Raw genomic sequence first — 21341 nt, 5'->3', positions numbered from 1 at the left:
CCTTACTATCCCGAACATGCCTTCCATCGACATCGTCATCAGCAATAAACTGGGCCTGCACGCGCGCGCGGCGGCCAAACTGACCCAGCTGGCCAGCAAGTTCAGCAGCGAAATCCACATCGCCAAGGGCGCGCAGCGCGTGAACGCCAAGAGCATCATGGGCGTCATGATGCTGGCGGCGGGCATGGGGCTCACTGTCACGGTCGACGCGGCCGGCGCGGACGCCGACCAGGCGCTGATCGATATCCAGGCCTTGTTCAATGACCGATTTGGCGAAGGCGAATAAGCCCGGCGGCTCGCCCGCCTTGCGCGAGGACGTCCTGGCGGCCGGCCTCACCGCCGCGCTGCCGTCGGATGGCCCGCTGCCTGGCGTCATGCCGGGCCCCACGCTGTGCCTCTATGGGCAAGGCGTGGCGCGCGGCTACGTCATCGGCCGGGCGGTCGTCATGGGCGCCACGGCGCTCGAGGTGGCGCACTATCGCATTGCCGCGGAAGACGTGGCGGCCGAGTCCGAGCGCCTGACGAACGCGCTGCAGGAAGCCAGCGACGAGCTGGGCGAACTCATCGACCACCTGCCCGAGGACGCGCCACGCGAGATGGCCGCGATGCTCAACGTGCATCGCCTGCTGATGTCCGACCCGCTGCTCAGCAGCCAGACGCTGTCGCTCATCGAAGAGCGGCACTACAACGCCGAATGGGCGCTGACCACGCAAGGCCAGATCCTGGGCGAGCAGTTCTCGGCCATGGAAGACGAATACCTGCGCGAGCGCGGCGCCGACGTGCGCCAGGTGATCGAGCGCGTGCTGGACGTGCTGCATGGCTCGCCGGCCATGCTGCGCCTGGATGACCCGCCCCCGGGCGACGAACCCCTGGTGGTGGTGGCCCACGATATCTCCCCGGCCGACATGATCCGCTTGCGTGGCGGGCGCTTCAGCGCCTTCGTCACCGACCTGGGCGGGGCCACCTCGCACACGGCCATCGTGGCGCGCAGCATGGGCGTGCCTGCCATCGTGGCGATGGGCAAGGCGCGCGCGCTGCTGCGCGATGGCGATACCGTCATCGTCGACGGTTCGGCGGGCGCGCTGGTGGTGAATCCGTCCGATGCCGTCTTGGCCGAATACCGCGCGCGGCAGGACGCCTATGCGCGTGAGCGGGCCGAACTGGAACTGCTGCGCAACGAGCCGGCCGTGACGCTCGATGGCATCGACATCTCGCTCAACGCCAATATCGAATTGCCCGAAGAGGCCGCCGTGGCGCTGGCCGCCGGCGCCAAGGGCATCGGCCTGTTCCGCAGCGAATTCCTGTTCATGGGGCGCGACGAGTTGCCAGGCGAGGAAGAGCAGTACCGCGCCTACGCCTCGGTCGCCAAGACCATGGCCGGGTTGCCCGTCACCATCCGCACCCTGGACCTGGGCGCCGACAAGACCCTGGACGGCGACACTACCGTCGCCACCAATCCCGCCTTGGGGCAGCGCGCCATCCGGTATTGCCTGGCCCGTCCGGAAATGTTCGGCACACAGCTGCGCGCGATCCTGCGCGCATCGGTGCACGGCAACATCCGCATCCTGCTGCCCATGGTGGCGCACCTGCACGAGGTGCGCGCCACGCGCGCGGCGCTGGACGCGGCGCGCCGCGAGCTGGATGCCCGCGGCGAGCCGTATGCGGCGCACATCGAGCTGGGCGCCATGGTCGAAGTGCCGGCCATCGCCATCGCCATCGAGCCCTTCGCGCAGGCGCTGGACTTCTTCTCCATCGGCACGAACGACCTGATCCAGTACACGCTGGCCATCGATCGCGGCGACCACGACGTGGCGGATCTCTATGATCCCCTGCATCCGGCCGTGCTGCGCCTGATCGCCAACACCATCAACGCGGCCCAGCGGGCCGGCAAGTCGGTGGCCGTGTGCGGCGAAATGGCGGGCGATTCGCGCCTGACGCGCCTGTTGCTGGGCATGGGGCTGACCGAGTTCTCCATGCATCCGCAGCAGTTGCTGGACGTGAAGCGCGAGGTGCGCGGCGCGCACTCCAACGCCTTGCGGGTGAAGGTGGCGACGGCGCTGAACCGTGCCCAGCCGATCGACCCGGACGCCTTGCAGCTGCCCTAGGACGGGTGGCGCGCCATGCCGGGTCGAGGCGGGCAGCACGCAGAAACTGGAATGAAAGTGATTCTCGTCCCTATAATGGCGGATCGCGCCCGCCCGTGCCTTCCTGCATCGGGCGGCACGCGCGAACCGCCAGGCTGGGAGCCGCGGTTTCGTTTCCGTCTCGAGCTTACCCGCCATGGCTTCAGAGTATTACCAGGATCTGCTTCGTTTCTGCCGGCGGCTGACGCGGGACATCGATACCGCGCGCGATGCCGTCCAGGAAACCTATGCGCGCTTTCTCGCCTTGCAGCAGCAAGGCGGGCAGGCCGTGCGCCAGCCTGGCGCGCTGTTGCGGCGCATCGCCCGCAACCTGCTGGTGGACGAGCATCGGCGCGCGAACTTGCGCCCGTACGCAAACCTGGACGGGTTGACCGAGGAAGAGCAACCCATGGCGCCTGCAGCCTTCCAACCCGAGCAGGCCGCTTGCAGCAGCCAGGCCGTGACGGCCTACCTCGACGCCATCGCGGCCTTGCCGCCCCGCTGCCGGGAGGCATTCCTGCTGCACGTGCTGGATGGCTTGCCGCAAGTCGAAATCGCCCGGCGCATGGGGGTGTCCGTCAGCATGGTCGAAAAACATCTGGTGCGAGGCATGGTGGCCTGCCGTGCCTGCGAGCGTCGGATGGGGGGCGGGGGGTGAGCCGGCCCGGGCATCCGAGAGGTTGGGCTGCACGATGAGCAAGCGTCATGGCGCAACCCGCGCGACCGGGCACACCGACGTCGAAATGCCTGCCGGCACGGACGCAGAGGCTGCGCGCTGGGCGCTGCGCCTGCAGCGCGGCCTGGACGCGCGCGAGCGTGCCGCATTCGAGGCCTGGCTGGGCGAGGATGCCGCGCATGCCGAGGCGCTATCGGCCATGCAGGACACCGCGCGCAGGCTGCGCGCCATGTCAGGGACACAGCTCGCGGCCGCAAGGCCTGCGCGCCGTGCCTGGTTGCGGCGTGTCGGACTGCCGGCCGCAGGCGCCGCCGGCTTGGCGGTGGTCGCGGGCGGCGGCTGGCTGGCGTGGCAGGGTCGCGACGACGGATTGGGCGCGCCGTGGCGGCTTGCCACGGCGCGTGGCGAGATCAGGCCCATCGTGCTGCCGGACGGCAGTCAACTGGTCCTGGACACGCAGACGCAGGTGGACGTGCGCTATGGCGAGCACGGCAGGGAGATCACGGTGCACGAAGGCCAGGGCTGGCTGTCCGTGCAGGCCGATCCCGCCCGTCCTCTGGTCGTGCATGCGGGCGGTTTGCGCATTGCGGTCGTGGGCACGCAATTCACGGTGCGCCATACCCGCAGCGGGCTGGACGCCGGAGGCGTGCGCGTGGTCGTCGAAGCGGGGCGAGTACGCGTGCGGCGCGCGCAGCCCGCCTGGCGGGAACTGGTGGGTGAAAGCGGCCTGCGCGATGTCAGCCTGTCCGTGGGGCAGGCTTATGTGCTCGATGCCTCGGGCCGCAGCGGCGTCGTGCCGGCGCCCGCATCCGGTGCAACGGCGCTCTGGCGGGAGGGACGGCTGGATTTCGAAGACACGCCGCTTGCGCAGGCGCTGGAAGAGTTCGGCCGCTACGGTGTCACGGGCGCGGTGATCAAGGAGCCCGCCATCGGGGCATGGCGGGTGGGCGGCAGCTACAGCCTGCGCAATCTTGCGGGATTTCTCGCTGCCCTGGCCCAGCAGCTTCCCGTGCAGGTGGAGCAAGGCGCCACGGGCGTGTTCGAGATCCGGGCCCTGTAGCCGGCCTTGCGTCCTTTGGTGCAAGGCCATGCGCACGCGGGTCAGAAGTCCATCGTCGCCGACAGCAGGTAGGTGCGGGGACTGCCGGACGAGACGGCGCCCCATGATGTGACGCCAGCCCAGTAATCGCGTCCCGCCACGTTCTGGATGGTGGCCCGCAAAGTAAGATCCCGGCTCGCAACAGTAGTCAGATAGCGCACCCCCAGGTCCAGCCGTGTCCACGAAGGGATGCGCAAGGTGTTGGCCTGGTTGACGTATTGGTGGCCGGTATGGATCAGGTCGGCACGCAGCGTGAGGCCAGGCGCGGCGGGCACGTCCCATTCCGCTCCCAGATTGGCCTGCATTTTGGCCACGCCGATCGGACGATTGCCGCGCAGGGCCGGGGTGGGGGAGCGTGTGAGCTCGGCATCCAGGAAAGTGACCCCTCCCAGCAGCCGCAGCCCCTTCATCGCCTCCCCGTAACCGTAGAGTTCCAGCCCCCGATTGCGCTGCTCGCCGTTCGCGGCATAGATGCCGTCATGGATACCGCCGCTGGGCTTGTCGATCTGGAACACCGAGGCCGTCAGCATGTAGCGGCCGGTGTCGTACTTGGTGCCCAATTCGTATTGCTTGCTCTTGTAGGGCGACAGGACTTCGCCGTAGTTCAGGGCGGCGGGCGGGGCGATGTCCCCCTTGCTCAGGCCTTCGATGTAGTTGGCATAGAAGATCCACCCCGATGCGGGCTCGACCACGATGCCCAGCGCAGGCGTGGTCACGCTCTCATCGTAGGTGTTGGCGGCCGCGGTGCCCAGCGGGTTGTAGTTGGTCGATTCGATGCGCTGGCGCCGCAGACCCGCGGAGATCTGCAGTCGCTCGTCCAGCAGCGAGAGTGTGTCCACCAGTGCGAAGCTGGTATTGCGGTTGTCGTGGATGCGGGGCAGGAAGGAGGGCCTTGCCACGTGCTGGCGCGGCGAGAGTATGGGATCGTAGAGATTGGAGCGCACGCTCTGCCCCGGGTTGAGGGCGCGGTGGAAGTCTTCTTCGTAGCGCGAGGCCTGCAAGGTGACGGCATGCTGCACGGCGCCGGTCTTGAAGCGCGCGCGCAGCCCGCCATCCAGGGTGTGGCGTTCCACGTCGAAGCGGGCGTAGGTGGGCGTAGCCAGGGTGTTGCCCGCCGCGTCGGTGATTCTTGGCGCCGAATCGTAGAGTCGCGAGACTTTCGCGCGCGACTGGCCTGCATTGGCAAAGACCGACAGGCGCGGGCTGACATCGAACTCGGTGCGCAGCAGCGTGGCCTGCTCGCGATTGCGCGACCATTCCCAGGGCTGGGTGACATTGCGCCTGCCGTCAGGCGCCTCGGGCATGGGCAGGCCCGCGGTGGGCATGATCGGCCTCCCGGTGCCGTCTATCCGCTCGTTCTGCGACAGCACGTCCAGCGTGGCGCGAAAGCGCGTGCCTTCGTAGTCGAGCGCAAGTGCCCCGACATTGCCTTCCGTGGACTGGTGGTCCACCGCCGTATCGCCGTTGTAATAACTGGCATTCAGGCGCACGCCGAATTGCGCCTCGTCTCCGAAGCGGCGCCCCACGTCGGCGTGCGTGCCCCATTGGCCACCCGAGACGACACTGCCGGTCAGGCTGCTGACGTCCGTGCTGGCGCGCTTGGGCGCCACGTTGATCACCCCGCCCACCGATCCGTTGGGCGACATGCCGAAGAGCAGCGCGCCAGGACCTTTGACGACCTCGATGCGTTCCACGTACTCGGTGCGCACCCGGTAGTTCGGCGCGATGCCGTAGATCCCGTCGAAGGCGATTTCGCCGGAGTTGCCTTCCCAGATGGGAAAACCGCGGATGCTGAGGTTGTCCACGTTGCCGCCGGGCAGGACGGTGTATCGCACGGAGGGGTCACGGTTGACCGCGTCGGCGATGGTGCCGGCCTCCAGGTCGCGGATGGTGGCCGCGGTGTAGCTGGTGGTGCTGAACGGCGCCTTCATGTTGCTGGTGTTGCCCAGCACGCCCAGCCGCACGCCCGTCGCCACCTGGCCGCCCGCATAGGCGGGCGCGAGGGCGTTGACGGACTGGTCGCTGGCGGTGACCACCACTTCCTGCAGGGTGCTGACCTCGGGGGCGGCCGGCCGCACCGTCGCCACCCCGGACTCGACCACGGCGGTCAGGCCGCTGCCGGCCAGCAATTGATCCAGGGCCTCGCTTGCCGTCAGGGTGCCGTGCACGGCGGGTGCGTGCAGGCCGGCCACCAGGCGCGCGGGAAAGCTGAGTTCCAGGTTTGCCTGGCGGGCCAGGGTATTCAGGGCCGATGCCAATGATTGCGCCGGGATCGCGAGGGGGACCGGCGCATCGGCCAGGGCAGGGCGCGGTCCCGCCAGGGCGATCAGGAGGGCCAGGGCCGCGGGGGCGTGGCGCAAGCGGAATGCGGATGTGGTGGTCTGCATGAAGCAGGAATCCTCTTGGTGGAAAGGGTGTGGGAAACAGGGCTCTCCATGGACCTGACGTACGAGACGGCGAAATCCTCATGTCGCGCCTCGTCGCCGTCGTCCCGGGGCGGCCTGCTATCCTTGGCCGTGCCGCACGCACCGCCGTGCCCCCGCGCCTTCCCGCCGTTCCGACATGCTTGAAACTGCACGCCTGCTGCTGACTCCGCTCACCCTGGAAGAGGACGCGGCAGCGCTCTTCGCCATCCAATCCGATCCCGTCGTCATGCGCTACTGGAACCATGCGCCGTGGACCGATCTGGTTCAGGCGCGCGACGCCATCGTGGCGGATCAGGCCGCGCAGGCCGACGGCACGCTGTGGAAGCTGGGCATCCGCGAGCGTGACAGCGGGGCGCTGGTAGGCACCTGCATGCTGTTCGCCGTCGAGCGGGACAGCCGGCGCGGCGAGATCGGCTACAACCTGGCGGCGTCGGCCCAAGGCAAGGGCTATATGACGGAAGCGCTGGATGGCTTCATCAGGCATCTCTTCACCGTGCGAGGCTTGCGTCGCCTGGAGGCCGAGATCGACCCTCGCAATGCCGCCAGCGCCAAGCTGCTGCTGCGCCTGGGCTTCCAGCAGGAAGGCTTGCTGCGCGAGCGCTGGGTCGTGGACGGAGAGATCTCGGATTCTGCCCTGTACGGGCTGCTGGCCGAGGATTTCCAACGTGCGCGGCCTGCCGCATGACTGACGGCGCAGGCCTCATGACTGCGTCGCGGCATGTCGTGGTCACGGGCTGTTCGGGCGGCGGGAAATCCACGCTGCTAGCCGAGCTGGCGCGAAGAGGCCATGCCGTGGTCGATGCCGCCGTGCAAGATTACGCCCGGCTGTGCCGGGTTTATCCGGCGCTGGGCTATGCGGCGTCGGACGTGCCTCGTGACAGCGTGCAGGCACGCGCCGATTTCATTTTGTCGGCGTTGCGGGCGTAGCGGCTGGACGGGACGCCTGGATGGCTTGCAGGATCGCCCACGCGGCCTCGATGCGCTGCGGGACGGGATAGTTCCGGTTGGCCAGCAACACGACGCCGATTCTCTGCGTGGGCAGGAACGCTACATAGGCGCCAAACCCCCGGGTCGAGCCCGTCTTGTTGACGTAGCGATCCGGTGCCGGCGCTTGCGGCGGGTCGATCCGCGCAACGGCCTGGGGTTCCAGGGCGATGGCCGCGGTATTGCCCGCCAGCACCTTGTCCCGCGTGACCGGCGCGTCATGGATCTCCCAGCCCAGGCCCTGCAGGACTGCACCGTAGCGGTAATAGCCCGTCTGGGTCATGGCCAGGGCCTGGCGCAGCGCGGGATCCAGCGCCGACGCATCCATGCTCAGTTGAACCAGGCGGATCAGGTCGCCCGCGGTGGTCTTGATGCCATAGGCCTCGGCATCCAGCGCACCCGGCGAGACGCGTACCCGCGGGGCATCCTGCGCCACGCCCACGGCGTAGCGGCCCATGTCCTGTTCCGGCACGCGCAGGAACGTGTCTCGCAGGCCCAGCGCCGGGAGCAGCGAATGCGTCATCAGCGTGTCGAAGCGGGCATTGCCGCCTTGCGCCGCAAGGCGGCCGAACAGCCCGATGCTGGGATTGGAATACAGGCGTTGCGTGCCGGCAGGGAAGTCGGGTTGCCAGTTCCTGAAATAGGCCAGCAGTTGCGCGTCGTCCCGTACCGCATCGGGGATCTGCAAGGGCAGGCCGCCCGCCGCGTAGGTGGCCAGGTCGAGCAGGGTGGCCTGGCCGATGGGGGCGCCGGCAAGCGCGGGCCAGTGCCGCTGGGCCGAGTCCGAGAGCGCAATCTTGCCGCGTGCCGCCATCCAGGCGCCCAGGGTGCCGGTGAATACCTTGCTGACGGATCCGATCTCGAACAGGGTGCGGGCGTCCACCGGCAGTCCGCCGGCCTTCGATGCGAAGCCGTAGGCATACACGTGGCGCCGTCCGTCGATGCTGACGGCCACCGCCATGCCGGGGATGTCGTTGGCCGCCATGAGCGGCCGGATCACGTTGCCGATGGCGGCGTGCAGGGAGGGTTGCGCGACGGGCGCCGCGGCGTCGGCCGGGTGGGCGGGCAAGAGCAGGGCGACGGCCGCGGCCAGCGCCGCAAGCGGAGTCTTGTTGGGTTTCATCCGCGTTTTATAACCCGCTCACCCCGCGCCCGGGACGCGGGCCACGTGCTCACGCCGGCCCGCCCACGCAGAACCGCAGGATGGCCTCGGCAACGGCACGCGGCGCCTCCCGCTGCGGGAAATGCCCCACGCCCTCGAGCACCTGGCGCGCGTAGCCGCCCTGGAAGAACGCCTCCCGGCCTTTGGAGCTGTCGGGATGATTGCATGTGTCGGCGCCGCCATGCAGCACCAGCGTCGGCACGGACAGCACCGGCGCCGGGTGCAGGCGCGCCTCGTCCTCGGCATAGGCCGGATCGCCCTCGGCAAAGCCCCAGCGGTGGCGATAGGAATGCAGCACGATCGCGGGCCAGTCCTCTCCCTGGAAAGCGCGCGCCGCTTCGTCGAAATCGGCCGGGTCGTACCAGCCGTTGGGGGCCCAGGTGTCCCACATCAGGCGGGTGAATGCCGTGCGCTCATCCCGCAGCACGCGGGCGCCGCGCGGCGTGGCCATGTACCAGTGATACCAGTAGTTGCGCGCCTGCGGCAGCGCCAGCGGCTGGTCCGGATCGTTGGTGCCGTAGCCGACCGACAGCATCACCAGGCGCGACGCGGCGCCGGGGCACAGGCCGCAGGCATTGGCCGCGGCCCGCGCGCCCCAATCGTGGCCGACCAGCGTCGGGGGTTCCAGTCCCAGCGCATCGATAAAGTCGAGCACGTCACGGCCCAGCGCGGACAACTGGCCGCTGCGCGGCGTGCCGGCATCACGGAACCGGGTCGGCGCGAAGCCGCGTAGCGCGGGCGCCAGCACGCGGTAGCCGGCCTCGGCCAGGAGCGGCGCCACGGCCTTCCAGCACGCGGGGCTGTCCGGCCAGCCGTGCAGCAGGAAGGCGGTCCGGCTGCCTTGCGGATTCCATTCCAGATAGGCGATGTCGAGCCTGTCGGTCGATGCGTAGCGGTAGTCGTGCACGGGCTTGCCTCCCTTCGTGAACATGGCCCCAGCATAGCGGGACGACTCCGTTCGATTGGAAAATAATCATTCACAATTAATGATTTTTCGCGTTGAATGTCGGCATGGATACTTCCTCTTCCGCCGACGGCCCGCCGCTGGAAACGGCGCTGCTGCGCACCTTTCTGGAAATCGTGGACAGCGGCAGTTTCGCCACCGCCGCCGAGCGGCTGGCGCTGACGCCTTCCGCCGTCAGCGGGCATATGCGCCGCCTGGAACAGATCGCCGGCGCCAGCCTGCTGGCGCGCACCACGCGCCGGCTCGCACTGACGCAGGCCGGCGACACCTTGTATGCCTACGGCCGCAACATCCTTGATCTGGAACGCGAGGCCCGTGCCAAGCTGCGGGGCACGCCGTTGCGCGGGCGCCTGCGCATCGGCGCGTCGGAAGACTTCGCGGGCGCGTGGCTGCCCCAGGTGCTGCAACGCTTCCGGCAATGGCACCCCGATGCCACGGTCGAGCTGAAGGTCGGCATCACCGCCGATCTGCTGCGCCAGCAGGAACGCGGCAGGCTGGATCTCGTCTTCGGCAAGCAGTGCAGCCGCAACGAAGGCAGCGGCACGCTGCTGTGGGAAGAGCCCCTGGTCTGGGCGTATGCGGCGGATCAGCCCCTGGCGGCCGGCGGGCCGCTGCCGCTGGCCGTCTTTCCCGAGCCGTGCGTGTACCGTGAGTCGGCCATCATGGCGCTGGGGCAGACGGATCGCAGCTGGCGCATCGTCTTCGAGAGCAGCAGCATGGCCGGATGCCTGTCGGCGGCGCGTGCGGGCTTTGCCGTCACGGTCGTCGCCGACAGCCAGCGCGGCGAAGGCCTGCGTGTCCTGGGCAGCGAGGAGGGCCTGCCCGATCTGCCGGCGGCGCGCTTCTATGCGTTTGCCGGCAGGGGCGGCGCGGCTGGCGCGGCATTGATAGAAGCTGCCAGGCGAGCGGGTCAGCGCCGGTTCGCCGCGCACGGGTAGCGGCCGATGCGGGCACGGGCGCCCTTGCCGGGCAGTCTTTGGCGATATAAAAAAAACGGCCCGCAAGGCTGCGGGCCGTTTCCCCCTGGGGGCCTCTGATCGGGCGGGATGTCCCGCCCGCCGGGCTTATCTGGATGACACTGCTTGCGTTGCTTAGCTGTGGTAGGCCGACTCGCCGTGCGAGTTGATGTCCAGGCCTTCACGTTCGACGTCTTCCGGCACACGCAGGCCGCAGACCATGTCGGCGATCTTGTAGGCGATGAAGGCGACGATGCCGGACCACACGATGGTGAGCAGGATGCCTTCGAGCTGGATCCACAGTTGGCCGGGGATGGCGCCGATGCTTTCCAGGCCGGGGCCGCCGAAGGCCTGGGCGTTGAACACGCCGGTCAGCAGGGCGCCGACGATGCCACCCACGCCGTGCACACCGAACACGTCCAGCGAGTCATCTGCCTTCAGCAGGCGCTTCAGGCCGTTCACGCCCCACACGCAGATGGCGCCGGCGGCGATGCCGATGATCAGCGCGCCGACCGGACCCACCAGGCCAGCGCCCGGGGTGATGCCGACCAGGCCGGCCACGGCGCCCGAGGCGGCGCCCAGGATCGACGGCTTGCCCTTGATGGCCCACTCGGTGAAGACCCAGGCCAGCACGGCGCCTGCAGTGGCGATCAGCGTGTTGAAGAAGGCGAGGGTGGCGACGCCGTTGGCCGACAGGGCCGAACCCGCGTTGAAGCCGAACCAGCCCACCCACAGCAGCGTGGCGCCGATGAAGGTCATGGGCAGGTTGTGCGGCTGCATGGCTTCGCGGCCATAACCCAGGCGCTTGCCGATCACGTAGGCGCCCACCAGGCCAGCGATACCGGCGTTGATGTGCACGACCGTGCCGCCTGCGAAGTCCAGGGCGCCCGCGGCGAACAGGAGGCCGGGGTTGTCACCGCCGTACCAGACCATGTGGGCAATGGGCACGTAGGCGAACGTGAACCAGATGAAGGTGAAGACCAGCACGGCCGAGAAACGGGCGCGTTCGGCGAAGCTGCCCACGATCAGGGCGCAGGTGATGCCGGCGAACGTAGCCTGGAAGGCGGCGAACAGGATTTCCGGCACGGTGCCCGAGAGCGGGAACACGTCAGGCGGCGTGAAGACGCCCGAGAGGAACAGGCGCGAGAAGCCGCCGAAGAAGGCGTTGCCGTCGGTGAAGGCCAGCGAGTAGCCGTAGACGAACCACAGGACCACGGCCAGGCTGAAAGTGGCGATGACCTGCATCAGCACCGACAGCATGTTCTTGGACCGCACGAGGCCGCCGTAGAAAAGCGCGAGGCCGGGAACGACCATCAACAGCACGAGCACGGTCGACGTGCTCAACCATGCGACATCTGCGTTATTCATGTTCTTGCTCCGAGGATTATGTCGAATGGATCACAGTGCCGCTTCGCCGGCTTCGCCGGTGCGGATGCGGATAACTTGCTCGAGGGGCGCCACGAAAATCTTGCCATCGCCGATCTTGCCCGTGCGCGCGGCAGCTTCGATGGTCTCGACAGCCTGCTCCACGAGCGCGTCGGGCACCGCAGCCTCGACCCGCAGCTTGGGCAGGAAGTCCACGGCGTATTCGGCGCCGCGGTAGAGCTCGGTGTGGCCTTTCTGGCGGCCGAAGCCCTTGACCTCGGTCACGGTCAGTCCTTGGACCCCGATCCCGGACAGGGCCACCCGCACTTCGTCCAGCTTGAAGGGCTTGATGATGGCGATGATGAGTTTCATGGCTTTTCCTCTGTGGTTGCGCGTTGGCCTACACACCTAAGCAAATGGCGTGCCAGCTCCAGGTTCGTCACAGCAAGACACAGAAAGGCCGGGGATGGCGCAGGAAATGCACTGGATTGGTGCTTCATGGTGGTGCGGGGCACCTGTCTGGTGCGCAAGCCGGTGCGCGTGATGGTGCGTGCGGAAAAGCGGCGCGCGTGTGCCTGGGGGCCGATCAGGCGCGGTCAGGGACAAGCCTGGCGCGAGGCTCTACACTGTCGTCAACGATCCACACCAGAGAGGACACGTCATGAACCGCACGCAATGGCTGGACGATCTCCAGAAGAACATTTCCGATCTCATCGCCCGCAGCCCCGCGGCCGACATCGAACGCAACGTGCGCTCGCTCGTGTCGCAGACTTTCGCCAAGCTCGACCTGGTCACGCGCGACGAGTTCGAGATCCAGGCCGACCTGCTGACCCGCACCCGGGCCCGCGCGGACGCGCTGGAAGCCCAGTTGCGTGCCCTGGAAGCGCGGTTGGATGCGCTGGACAAGCCGGGCGCTGCCCAGACCCAGGCCGAGCGCCCCGGTCTCTGAGCCGCGTCACCGGCAGTCAAGCAAAAGCCCCGCATGCGGGGCTTTTGCTTGGGGCACATGGGCCGCCAGCGCGTCAGGGACTGGCAGGCACGTTCGCCGCCGCCTTGCGTGTCTTGTAGCGATAGGCCAGCGCAAGCAGCAGGATCCAGGGCGGGATCAGCAGCACCGAAACGCGCACGCCAGGCGTGAACAGCATGATGACCAGGATGCCGGCCAGGAACACCAGGCACAGGTAATTGGTGAGCGGATAGCCCCAGCTGGGAAAGCGCGTGGTCGTGCCTTCCTTTCTCTTCGCGGCGCGGAAGCGCAGGTGCGTCAGGCTGATGATGAACCAGTTCAGCACGAGCGCCGACACCACCAGCGCCATCAGGAGGCCGAGCGCGCCTTCGGGCATCAGGTAATTCAAGAGCACGCAGGTGCCGGTCGCCAGCGAGGACAGGCCCAGCGCCCGCAAGGGCACGCCGCGCGTGTTCACCCAGAGCAGGGAGCGGGGCGCGTTGCCCTGCCTGGCGAGGCCATACAGCATGCGGCTGTTGCTGTAGACGCAACTGTTGTAGACGGAGAGCGCCGCCGTCAGGATCACGACATTCAACGCCGTCGCCACGGCATTGCTGTTCAGTTCGTGGAAGATCAGCACGAAGGGGCTGCCGCCCGTCACCACCTTCTGCCAGGGATACAAGGCCAGCAGCACCAGCAGCGCGCCCACGTAGAACACCAGGATGCGCACGATGACCTGGTTGGTGGCGCGCGGAATGCTCTTCTCGGGCTGGTCTGCCTCGGCGGCGGTGATGCCGATCAGCTCCAGCCCTCCGAACGAGAACATGATGATGGCCATTGCCATCACCAGGCCCGAGACGCCGTTGGGGAAGAAGCCGCCGTGCTGCCACAGGTTCGCCATGGAGGCTTGCGGGCCGCCGGTGCCGCTGGCCAGCAGCCAGGCCCCGAAGCCGATCATGCCCAGGATGGCGCCCACCTTCACCAGCGAAAACCAGAATTCCAATTCGCCGTACAGGCGCACGTGGGCCAGGTTGATGGCGTTGACCAGCATGAAGAAGAGGGCCGCCGAGGTCCAGGTAGGCAGCGCTGGCCACCAGTACTGCATGTAGACGCCGATGGCGGTGAGTTCCGCCATGCCCACCAGCACGTACAGCGCCCAGTAGTTCCAGCCCGACATGAAGCCGGCGAAGCCGCTCCAGTAGCGATAGGCGAAATGGCTGAACGTGCCGGCCACCGGCTCTTCCACGACCATCTCGCCCAGCTGCCGCATGATGAAGAAGGCGATCATGCCGCCCAGCGCATAGCCCAGCAGGATGCTGGGGCCCGCCAGCTGGATCGTGTGCGACACGCCCAGGAAGAGGCCGGTGCCGACGGCGCCGCCCAGGGCGATGAGCTGGATATGGCGGTTCTTCAGGCCGCGGTTGAGGGTGGTGGCGTGGGAGGAGGGGGATTCCATGGGGTCCTCGCGCGGCGCATTGCCGGGGATGGGGCCACGTGCTTCAGTGGCTCGAGAAGTCGCAGCAGCGTTCAGCCAGCTTGGCCAGGTCATGATAGAACGCCGAATCGGCATCCTGGCGATAGGTGGCATGGTAGACCGACTGGGGGGGCGTGATGCTGGTGCGCAGTACCCGCAGCTTGCGGTCGCGGATCCAGTCGCTGAAGTAGTCGCGGGGCAGGCAGGAAATACCGAAACCGGCAGCCGTCAGTCCCGCCATGGCGATCAGGCTGTTGATGGTGAAGATGTTGTTGGTCGAGACGTGTGGCTTGAGCCACAGGTCATAGATGCGGTTCAGTCCGGATTCCCGGGACTGCCTCAGCAGGGGCATGCCCGCGATGTCTTCGGGGCTGTAGCTGCGGGCCTCATCGATCTGTTCGGCCGAACCGGTCCACACGAAATCCAGTGCGCGCAGCCTGACCGATTCCAGCTCGGGCGGAATGAGTTCCTCGTGGACAATGGCCATGTCGATGCTGCCGGCCGCCAGCCGATCCATCAGGTCGCTGCCCAGGTCGATGCTGGGCTCCAGCGTGAGCCGCGGATAGATGTTGCGCAGCTCGCTGATGAACGCAGGCAACCAGGTCATCGCCGTGATTTCCGTGATCCCCAGGCGGACCGTGCCGGTCTGGACGTGCAGGTCCTGCATCCGGGTCATCATCCGGTCGCGTTGCGCAAGCAGCTCCTGCGCCATGGCATAGATCTCATGGCCGCGCGCGGTCAGGACGGCCTTGTGGCCAGAACGGTCGAACAGCGCAAGGTCGAATTCCTGCTCGATGTCCTGGATCCGCTTGGTGATGGCGGACTGCGAGGTGTGCAGTTTCCGCGCCGCCGCATGGAATGTTCCGAGCCGGACCGTCCAGTACAGCGCCTCGATCTGCTTGAAGGTGAACATATTCGGGTTATCCCTTTGATTCCAGCAGGGAATCAAGTGCTTTGAGTTTAAATCACTTTTTTTGAAACCATGAAAGTCCGATGATGGCTTCCTCATCGATCTTCCGGGCCCGATTCCGACACCATGCGTACACCTCTTCCCGGCACGCGCGTCCTGCCTGCCGCCGCCGCCGGCGATGCGTCCATCCGTGACGCGCTTCAAGGCATCGTCACGCCGCACCTCAGCGACAACCTGGGCCGCCAGGCCGGCATTCTTGGCCTGCATGCCTATCACGGCCGCGGCAAGCTCGTGGGGACGGCGCTGACCGTGCGTACCCGGCCCGGTGACAACCTCTTCATCTACCAGGCCATGATGCAGGTGCAGCCTGGCCATGTGCTGGTCATCGACGCGGGCGGCGCACTGGAGAATGCCGTGCTGGGCGAAATCATGAAGCGTTATCTCCAGCAGCATGGCTGCGTGGGGGTGGTGGTCGATGGCGCCATCCGGGATGTCGGCGCTTTCGCACAGGACGACTTCCCTTGCTATGCGCGCGGCGTCACGCATCGTGGTCCTTACAAGGACGGTCCGGGGGAAGTGAATGTGCCGGTCACGGTCGGTGGGCAGGTCGTGAGTCCTGGCGACTGGCTGGTCGGCGACGAAGATGGACTGGTCTCGTTCGCGCCGGCGCATGCCCCGGCCCTGATCGAGGCGGCGCGGGCCCATGCGGCCAAGGAAGAACGCATCATGGCGGAGATCGCCACGGGCGCCCGCGAACAGAGCTGGATGAACGCCGCGTTTGCCGCGAAGGGCATGGCATGAGTCTCGATACCTCCTTTCTTGCGGCCCGCGCGCTGGCGATCAAGCCGTCACCGAGCATGGCCGCCAAGGCACGCGTGGACCAGTTGCGCAGCGAGGGACGCGACATCGTCGATTTCACGGTGGGTGAACCCGATGCGGACACCCCTGCCCACATCGTCGAGGGCGCCATCGACGCCCTTCGCGCTGGACAGACGCGATATACCCCCACGGCGGGCACGGCCGCCTTGCTGAAAGCGGTGCAGGGCAAGTTCGAGCGCGAAAATGGATTGCGCTTCGGGCTGGACCAGATCATCGTCGGCGTGGGGGCCAAGCAACTCATTTTCACCGCGCTGGCTGCGTCGGTCCAGGAAGGCGACGAGGTCATCGTGCCCGCGCCGTTCTGGGTGTCCTACCCGGATATGGTGCTGGCCAACGAAGGCAAGCCCGTCATCGTGGTGTGCGACGAGGCAAATGGTTTCAAGCTGACGCCACAGGTGCTGGAGGACGCGATCACGCCCCGCACCAAGTGGCTGATCCTGAACTCGCCCTCCAATCCCACCGGCGCGGTCTATGCCAAGGAAGAGCTGGCCGCCCTGGCCGACGTTCTGCTGCGCCATCCGCAAGTGGCGGTGCTGACCGACGAGATCTACGAGCACCTGTGCTACGGCGAGGCCCCGATGGCCAGCCTGGCCAAGGTCGCGCCGCAATTGGCCGATCGTGTGCTGACGGTCAATGGCGTGTCGAAGGCCTACGCGATGACGGGATGGCGCCTGGGATACGCCGCCGGTCCCAAGGTGCTGATTCGCGCGATGGCCACGCAGATCTCCCAGAACACGAGTTGCGTGAGCGCGGTGAGCCAGGCTGCGGCGGTGGTTGCGCTGACCGGCGACCAGGCCGGCGTGGCAGAGGCGCGCGAGACCTACCGCGCCCGGCGTGACCGCGTGGTCGCGCTGCTGAACGCCATTCCCGGCATCCGTTGCGCGGTGCCCGACGGTGCGTTCTACGTCTATCCGTCCGTGCAGGCGCTGCTGGGACGTCGGACGCCGCAGGGAAAGATCCTGGCCAACGACCTGGACGTCGTCATGTATCTGCTGGATGCGGCAGGCGTGGCCGTGCTGGATGGTGCGGCCTACGGGTTGTCGCCGTACATCCGATTGAGTTTCGCGACCTCGATGAGCCAGATCGAAGAGGGATGCGATCGTATTGCCAAGGCGTGCGCGCAATTGCGTTGACGCCGCGGCATGTTCTTTTCATTCAACAAGGGGAAAACCATGAAAAAAATCCTGTCTGTTTCGGGTGCAGTGCTGGCCCTGGCCACCGTCTTGCCCGGCGCGGCCCAGGCTGACCAGTTGCAGGACATCAAGTCCCGCGGCAAATTCATCTGCGGCACCCTGGGAACGGCCGAACCGTTCAGCTTCCAGGACAGCAAGACCCGCGCCGTGGTGGGCTATGAAGTGGACCTGTGCAAGAAGATCGCGGACAGCCTGGGCGTGCCCATGGAGCTCAAGCTGATCGCCGTCGAGGCGCGCATTCCCGAGCTGGTGGCGGGCCGGGTGGACGTGGTCGCCGCCAACCTGGGCTGGTCGCCGGCGCGCGCCGAGCAGATCGACTTTTCGCATCAGCATTTCGTCAGCCCGCAGAAGGTCCTGGCACGCGAGGCCGACGCTGGCCTGACGTCGCCCGCCGACCTGCGTGGCAAGCGGGTGAGCGCGACGGCGGGCTCGTCGTCGGAGCAGGGCGCCCGCACGCACATTCCTGACGTCAACGCCATTTCGTTCAAGGATCCCCCCAGCGCCTTCATGGCCCTGCAGCAACGCAAGGTGGACGGCTTCGTCGCCTCCGAGCTCATGCTGGCCAAGTTCCGCACGCAGGCTGCCGGCGGTCCCGTGCCGGTCAAGATCCTCGAGCCGGCGCTCTTCATCGAGCCGTGGGGCGTGGGCGTGCGCAAGGGCGAAAAGGCGCTGCTGGACCACGTCAACAAGGTGCTCGACGGCTTGCAGGCCAGCGGTGAGATCGACCCCATCTTCAACAAGTGGCTGGGATCGGACTCGCCCTACAAGATGAAGCGCGACTTCAAGATCGAAGCCATCAAGGGCTGACGCCAGCAATAAGGTCCGACGCCGATGCAATATGCCTTTGACTTCGGCGCCATCCTCCAGGGCCAGTATGCCGATTGGCTGATCCAGGGTCTCTTGACGACCCTGGCGCTGACCGGCCTGGCCTGGGTGCTGGCGTTCTCCGTGGGGACGCTGCTGGCCATCATCCGGTTGGCGGGCGTCCGTTCCCTCAACTTTCTCATCTCGGCCTACGTGGCGTTCCACCGCAACGTGCCGATGCTCGTCCATATCCTGTTCTGGTATTTCGGTGTGCCGGCGCTGCTGCCGATGGCGCTGGTGGACGAGATCAACGCGATGGGGGGCGAGTTCCTGATGGCCATGACGGCCATTGCCCTGGTCATGTCCGCCTACGTGGCCGAGGATCTGCGCAGCGCCTTGCGCGCGATTCCGGCCGGGCAGTTCGAGGCCGCGCGCGCCCTGGGCCTGTCCTATATGCAGACGATGCGCAAGGTGATGATGCCCCAGGCTTTCCGCATCGGCATTCCCCCGTTGGTGAACCAGACGCTGCTGCTTTTCAAGAACACCAGCCTGGCCATGGCGATCGGCGTGGCCGAGCTCACCAAGGCCGCGCGGGAAATCGAAAACGTGACCTTCAAGGTGTTCGAGGCGTATGCCGTCGTCACCGTGATGTATCTCGTGCTGTCCCTGCTCATCATGTGGGGCGGCGATGCGCTTGCCCGCCGCAATCGACTGGGAGCGCGCTGACATGTGGGAAATCCTTTCCGACAACTGGCTGCTGTTGCTCGTCGGCCAGTATCCCAACGGTCCGATGGGTGGGCTGGTTGCCACGCTGGGGCTGGCGGCGCTGAGCCTGAGCCTGGCATTGCCTTTCGGGCTGCTGCTTGCCCTGGGGCGCTTGAGCTCGCGCAGGCTATTGCGCTGGCCGGCCACGGCATTGGTCTACATGGTGCGTGGGCTGCCGTTGCTGATGTTCATCTTCTGGGCCTACTTCTTCGTGCCCGTGCTGATCGGCCGTCCCGTGGCGGGCTTCACGACCCTGGTCGTGGCCCTGGTCTGCTACGAGAGCGCCTATCTGGCGGAGATCATCCGGGCCGGCATCCAGGCGCTGCCACCGGGCCAGACCGAAGCCGGCCGGGCGCTGGGATTGTCCTATGGACAGACCATGCGCCGCATCATCCTGCCGCAGGCGCTCTACAACATGCTGCCCAGCATGATGAGCCAATTCGTTTCCACCGTGAAGGAAACCTCCCTGGCCTATGTGATCAGCGTGCAGGAGCTGACCTATGCGGCCAATCAGCTCAACAGCATCCTGCTGGTGCGGCCCTTCGAAGTGTTCGGCCTGCTCGCGCTGACCTATTTCACGTTGAACTTCATTCTGACCGGCCTGGCGCGCCTGGTCGATATCCGCGTGGCGCGCCGCCGCCTCGCCAAACCCTTGCAGGCAGCCAACGCATGATCAATTTTGTCGATGTCAACAAATGGTATGGCGACTACCAGGCGCTTGCCGATATCAACGCCAACGTCAAGCGCGGCGAGGTGCTGGTCGTGTGCGGCCCATCGGGGTCGGGCAAGTCCACCCTGATCCGCACGATCAACCGCCTGGAACCCATCCAGAAAGGGTGGATCGAGGTCAACGGGGAGGACATCACGCGCAAGGGGGCGAATGTCGACGAGCAGCGCAGCCATATCGGCTTCGTGTTCCAGCAGTTCAACCTGTTTCCGCATCTGAGCGTGCTGGACAACGTGACGCTGGCGCCCGTCATGCTCAAACGCGCGACCAAGTCGCAGGCCCATGATCAGGCGCTGGCCCTGCTGGAGAAGGTGGGCTTGGCCCACAAGGCGCAGTCCTACCCTTCGCAGCTGTCCGGCGGGCAGCAGCAACGGGTGGCGATTGCGCGGGCATTGGCCATGAACCCGCCCGTGATGCTGTTCGACGAACCAACCAGTGCCTTGGATCCGGAAATGGTGGGCGAGGTGTTGCAGGTGATGAAGGCGCTGGCGCGTGAAGGCATGACCATGGTGTGTGTCACGCACGAAATGGGTTTTGCGCGCGAGGTGGCCGACACCGTCTGGTTCATGGATGCAGGCCGGATCGTGGAAACGGGCACGCCCGAAGACTTTTTCAATCAGCCGAAAAGTCCTCGGGCGCAGAAGTTCCTGGCGGAAATCCGGCACTGACCGATGTGACGAAAGCGGCCCGCGAAACGCTAGTTGCCCGCCGTGGCGCAGGCCGCTTTCCCTGAAGCGGGCCTGCGGTCGAGCCAGCCCGAAAGCAGGGCCAGGCCCAGCCCACCCAGCGACAGCAGGCCGCCCGCCCAATTCGGGGCGGTAAACCCCCAACCGCTGTCGATGACAGCCCCCCCCAGCCAGGCGCCCAGCGCGTTCCCCAGGTTGAACAGCCCGATGTTGACCGCCGCGGCGAGCGTGGGGGCGCCCGCGGCCTTGGCCTTGTCCATGACGAGCTTCTGGATGGGCGAGACGGTCGCGAAGCCGAAGGCCGCCATCAGGAAGATGCAGAGCACCGAAGCAAGCTGGCTGCTGGCCACGAAATGGAAGATGAACAGCACGACCGCCTGGGCCAGCAGGGTGCCGTACAGCAGGGGCATCAAGGCCCGGTCGGCGTAGCGCCCGCCCAGCCAGTTGCCGACGAAGAGCCCGAAACCGAAGACCATCAGCAGCCAGGTGACGGCGCCGTCCGTGAAGCCGGCGACTTCGGTCATCATCGGGGCGATATAGGTGATGGCGGTGAAGAACGCGGCCGGGCCCAGGATGGTGATGCCCATGGCAAGCAGAACCTTGGCGTTGCCGAAAGCGGCGAACTCGTGGGCGATCGGCTTGGCTTCGGGCTTTGGACTTGCCGGAATCAGCGTCAGCACGCCGGCCACCGTCACCAGCCCGATGGCGGCAATCGCGTAGAAGGTGACCTGCCATGAAAACTGCTGGCTGATCCACGTGCCTACCGGCACGCCCACCAGGTTCGCGACCGTCAGGCCGGAGAACATGAAGGCGATCGCGCTGACGCGCTTCTCCCTGGGCACCATTTCCGCCGCCAGCACCGAGCCGATGCCGAAGAACGCGCCGTGCGTGAGCGACGTGATGACGCGGCCGATGATCGCCACTTCCAGGTTCCACGCCACCGCGGTGACCAGGTTGCCAAGCACGAACAGCCCGGCCAGCGAGGCCAGCATGGTCTTCCTGGCAGTCCGGCCGCCCAGGATGATGAGGACGGGCGCGCCCACGAAGACGCCCAGGGCATAGCTGGTGGCCAGGTGGGCGGCCATGGGAATGGAGACGCCGAAATCGGCGGCGATGGCCGGGATCAATCCGGCGATGACGAACTCGGTGGTGCCGATACCGAAGGCCCCGATCACCAGGGCCCATAATGCCAAAGGCATGAT

The 21341-nt window shown here is 66.9% G+C and carries 22 protein-coding genes; 14 read left to right on the top strand and 8 right to left on the bottom strand.

Annotated features, from left to right (window positions below; genetic code table 11):
* The first annotated feature begins 16 nt into the window (after positions 1 to 16).
* The 4 genes from ODI_RS12965 to ODI_RS12950 all read left to right on the top strand — a co-directional run bounded on the left by ODI_RS12965 (position 17) and on the right by ODI_RS12950 (position 3859).
* Positions 17 to 286, top strand: a complete 270-nt coding sequence (locus ODI_RS12965; RefSeq protein WP_067758556.1) for an HPr family phosphocarrier protein — start codon at positions 17 to 19, stop codon at positions 284 to 286.
* Between the two features lie 88 nt (positions 287 to 374).
* Positions 375 to 2105 (top strand): phosphoenolpyruvate--protein phosphotransferase, encoded by a 1731-nt coding sequence (ptsP, locus tag ODI_RS12960; protein WP_067758920.1) that lies wholly within the window; start codon positions 375 to 377, stop codon positions 2103 to 2105.
* A gap of 175 nt (positions 2106 to 2280) precedes the next feature.
* Positions 2281 to 2781 carry an RNA polymerase sigma factor gene (locus ODI_RS12955; protein ID WP_067758559.1) on the top strand — a complete coding sequence of 167 codons (501 nt, stop codon included), beginning with the start codon at positions 2281 to 2283 and terminating at the stop codon, positions 2779 to 2781.
* Positions 2782 to 2815: 34 nt separating this feature from the next.
* A complete protein-coding gene (locus ODI_RS12950) occupies positions 2816 to 3859 on the top strand; it encodes a FecR family protein (protein WP_082985478.1) in 1044 nt (347 codons plus the stop codon).
* Positions 3860 to 3900: 41 nt separating this feature from the next.
* Here the strand turns inward: ODI_RS12950 and ODI_RS12945 are convergent, their stop codons facing one another.
* Positions 3901 to 6285, bottom strand: a complete 2385-nt coding sequence (locus ODI_RS12945; RefSeq protein WP_082985479.1) for a TonB-dependent receptor — start codon at positions 6283 to 6285, stop codon at positions 3901 to 3903.
* Between the two features lie 175 nt (positions 6286 to 6460).
* Between ODI_RS12945 and ODI_RS12940 the strand changes: the two genes are divergently transcribed.
* Entirely contained in the window at positions 6461 to 7009 is a 549-nt protein-coding gene (locus ODI_RS12940; protein WP_067758561.1) for a GNAT family N-acetyltransferase, read from the top strand.
* A complete protein-coding gene (locus tag ODI_RS22305) occupies positions 7006 to 7251 on the top strand; it encodes an AAA family ATPase (RefSeq protein WP_067758563.1) in 246 nt (81 codons plus the stop codon). Before ODI_RS12940 ends, ODI_RS22305 begins: the two co-directional genes overlap by 4 nt.
* Here the strand turns inward: ODI_RS22305 and ampC are convergent.
* Complete coding sequence (gene ampC / locus ODI_RS12930) at positions 7226 to 8431, bottom strand: class C beta-lactamase (RefSeq protein ID WP_067758566.1); 1206 nt, start codon at positions 8429 to 8431, stop codon at positions 7226 to 7228. The two genes, ODI_RS22305 and ampC, sit on opposite strands and share 26 nt — an antisense overlap.
* A gap of 49 nt (positions 8432 to 8480) precedes the next feature.
* Positions 8481 to 9377: an alpha/beta fold hydrolase gene (locus tag ODI_RS12925; protein ID WP_067758925.1), complete on the bottom strand. Its 897-nt coding sequence runs from the start codon at positions 9375 to 9377 to the stop codon at positions 8481 to 8483.
* Positions 9378 to 9481: 104 nt separating this feature from the next.
* On the opposite strand from ODI_RS12925, the gene ODI_RS12920 reads away from it, so the two are divergent.
* Positions 9482 to 10372, top strand: a complete 891-nt coding sequence (locus ODI_RS12920; RefSeq protein ID WP_067758568.1) for a LysR substrate-binding domain-containing protein — start codon at positions 9482 to 9484, stop codon at positions 10370 to 10372.
* Positions 10373 to 10525: 153 nt separating this feature from the next.
* On the opposite strand, the gene ODI_RS12915 is transcribed toward ODI_RS12920, so the two are convergent.
* Positions 10526 to 11758 carry an ammonium transporter gene (locus tag ODI_RS12915; RefSeq protein WP_067758570.1) on the bottom strand — a complete coding sequence of 411 codons (1233 nt, stop codon included), beginning with the start codon at positions 11756 to 11758 and terminating at the stop codon, positions 10526 to 10528.
* A gap of 30 nt (positions 11759 to 11788) precedes the next feature.
* Positions 11789 to 12127, bottom strand: coding sequence for a P-II family nitrogen regulator (locus tag ODI_RS12910; protein WP_067758572.1), 339 nt, complete (start codon positions 12125 to 12127; stop codon positions 11789 to 11791).
* Positions 12128 to 12416: 289 nt separating this feature from the next.
* On the opposite strand from ODI_RS12910, the gene ODI_RS12905 reads away from it, so the two are divergent.
* Complete coding sequence (locus ODI_RS12905) at positions 12417 to 12704, top strand: accessory factor UbiK family protein (RefSeq protein ID WP_067758575.1); 288 nt, start codon at positions 12417 to 12419, stop codon at positions 12702 to 12704.
* 73 nt (positions 12705 to 12777) lie between these two features.
* Here the strand turns inward: ODI_RS12905 and ODI_RS12900 are convergent, their stop codons facing one another.
* Positions 12778 to 14157 (bottom strand): amino acid permease, encoded by a 1380-nt coding sequence (locus ODI_RS12900; RefSeq protein WP_067758578.1) that lies wholly within the window; start codon positions 14155 to 14157, stop codon positions 12778 to 12780.
* A 43-nt stretch (positions 14158 to 14200) separates the two neighbouring features.
* Complete coding sequence (locus ODI_RS12895; RefSeq protein WP_067758580.1) at positions 14201 to 15088, bottom strand: LysR family transcriptional regulator; 888 nt, start codon at positions 15086 to 15088, stop codon at positions 14201 to 14203.
* A gap of 123 nt (positions 15089 to 15211) precedes the next feature.
* Here ODI_RS12895 and ODI_RS12890 point away from each other — a divergent pair, with 123 nt between their 5' ends.
* Genes ODI_RS12890 through ODI_RS12865 form a run of 6 tightly spaced genes read left to right on the top strand, consistent with a single transcriptional unit; the run spans position 15212 to position 20121 of the window.
* Positions 15212 to 15886, top strand: a complete 675-nt coding sequence (locus ODI_RS12890) for an RraA family protein (RefSeq protein ID WP_067758583.1) — start codon at positions 15212 to 15214, stop codon at positions 15884 to 15886.
* Positions 15883 to 17097, top strand: coding sequence for an aminotransferase class I/II-fold pyridoxal phosphate-dependent enzyme (locus ODI_RS12885; protein ID WP_067758586.1), 1215 nt, complete (start codon positions 15883 to 15885; stop codon positions 17095 to 17097). The genes ODI_RS12890 and ODI_RS12885 overlap by 4 nt, the downstream gene beginning before the upstream one ends.
* A 39-nt stretch (positions 17098 to 17136) precedes the next feature.
* Entirely contained in the window at positions 17137 to 17964 is an 828-nt protein-coding gene (locus ODI_RS12880; RefSeq protein WP_067758927.1) for an ABC transporter substrate-binding protein, read from the top strand.
* Between the two features lie 24 nt (positions 17965 to 17988).
* Positions 17989 to 18687 carry an amino acid ABC transporter permease gene (locus ODI_RS12875; RefSeq protein WP_067758589.1) on the top strand — a complete coding sequence of 233 codons (699 nt, stop codon included), beginning with the start codon at positions 17989 to 17991 and terminating at the stop codon, positions 18685 to 18687.
* A 1-nt stretch (position 18688) separates the two neighbouring features.
* A complete protein-coding gene (locus tag ODI_RS12870; RefSeq protein WP_067758592.1) occupies positions 18689 to 19399 on the top strand; it encodes an amino acid ABC transporter permease in 711 nt (236 codons plus the stop codon).
* Positions 19396 to 20121, top strand: coding sequence for an amino acid ABC transporter ATP-binding protein (locus tag ODI_RS12865; RefSeq protein ID WP_067758594.1), 726 nt, complete (start codon positions 19396 to 19398; stop codon positions 20119 to 20121). The genes ODI_RS12870 and ODI_RS12865 overlap by 4 nt, the downstream gene beginning before the upstream one ends.
* A 29-nt stretch (positions 20122 to 20150) precedes the next feature.
* Here the strand turns inward: ODI_RS12865 and ODI_RS12860 are convergent, their stop codons facing one another.
* Positions 20151 to 21338 carry an MFS transporter gene (locus ODI_RS12860; RefSeq protein ID WP_067758597.1) on the bottom strand — a complete coding sequence of 396 codons (1188 nt, stop codon included), beginning with the start codon at positions 21336 to 21338 and terminating at the stop codon, positions 20151 to 20153.
* Between the last annotated feature and the right edge of the window lie 3 nt (positions 21339 to 21341).

The sequence above is a fragment of the Orrella dioscoreae genome, assembly GCF_900089455.2.
Taxonomy (GTDB): domain Bacteria; phylum Pseudomonadota; class Gammaproteobacteria; order Burkholderiales; family Burkholderiaceae_B; genus Orrella; species Orrella dioscoreae.
This window is presented reverse-complemented; position numbering and strand designations above follow the sequence as displayed.